Origin of the sequence: Streptomyces sp. NPDC090442 (assembly GCF_044769405.1) — a bacterium.
Classification (GTDB): domain Bacteria; phylum Actinomycetota; class Actinomycetes; order Streptomycetales; family Streptomycetaceae; genus Streptomyces.
In genome coordinates this window covers 1-1,248 of the sequence record NZ_JBIVXW010000274.1, presented here as the reverse complement: position 1 = coordinate 1,248, position 1,248 = coordinate 1, and the positions used below count along the sequence as shown (strand labels likewise).

1 protein-coding gene is annotated in these 1,248 nt (G+C 68.6%); it reads left to right on the top strand.

The features are described from left to right. A partial coding sequence (locus ACIQU6_RS45005) for a transposase (protein WP_403488570.1) occupies window positions 1-1,193 on the top strand: 1,193 nt, incomplete at its 5' end. Between the last annotated feature and the right edge of the window lie 55 nt (window positions 1,194-1,248).

The window sequence follows — 1,248 nt, the reverse complement described above, 5'->3', positions numbered from 1 at the left end:
TCATCAACGCCACCGGCGTGCTGAAAGGCCGCCGCAGGCGGGCGCTGGACTCGACGGTGTTCGAGGATGCGGTGGCCACCCAGGACACGGTGACCCAGCTGATCGCCGCGATCCGCCGGGTGATCCGCCACGTGCCCGGTGCCGCCGAGATCGCTGCCCTGTGGTGCACCGCGCACGACTATCGCGATCCGGGAAAGCCCCGGATCGCCTGGGACGACCCGGCAGCCCGTGAGGCACTGGTGGATGGCCTGGTGGGTGACGCGCTGCGGCTGCTGGGTCATCTGCCTGAACACAACCTCGGTGAGCAGGCTGCGGATGCGGTGGGCATCTTGGCCCTGGTCGCCGGGCAGGATGTGGAGTTGGCCGAGGACTCCGATGGCACCGATGGCCGCTGGCGCATCGCCCAGGGCACCGCCGGGAGCCGGATGGTCTCCACCACCGACCCCGAGGCCAGGCATATCCACAAGAGTCGCCACCAGCGCGCGGACGGCTACAAGGGCCATGTGGCCGTGGAGCCGGAGACCGGCCTGTTCACCGCGGTTGCTCTGCGTCGCGGTGATGGTGGGGACAACCGCGAGGCCGTTGTCGCCGAGGACTTGCTCGCCGAGGAGGACCAGGCACTGACCGTGCTGGGCGATACCGCCTACGGCACCGGCGAAGCCCGTGCCCGCCTGGCGGCTGCCGGACACACCCCGATCGTCAAACCCCCGACACTGCGGCCGGCCGTCCCCGGCGGCTTCACCCTCGACGACTTCCGTATCGACACAACGGCCGGGGTGGTGACCTGCCCAGCCGGACACACCGTGGCACTGACCGCTCCAAGCGGTCCTCACCGGCAACGACGTGCCTACTACCACCAGTTATGCACCGACTGTCCCTTGCGCGGACGGTGCACCACAGGCAGGGCAGGGCGGACCGTCACCATCGGCCCCCACCACGATGCCCAGGCAGCCGCCCGCCACCAAGCCACCACTGACCCTGCCTGGCAGGGCGAATACCGCCACTGGCGCCCCCTGGTCGAACGCGGCATTGCCTGGCTCACCCACCACAGCCGCAGACTCCGCTACCGAGGCATCTTCAAAAACGATGCCTGGCTCCACCATCGGGCTGCCGCCCTCAACCTCCGCCGACTGATCAACCTCGGACTCGACATCACCAACGGCACCTGGACGATCACCACAACCCACACCTGACACAAGGGGCCCTACAGCCCACAGCCAGACAACCCCACACGCAAGATCTTCAGAA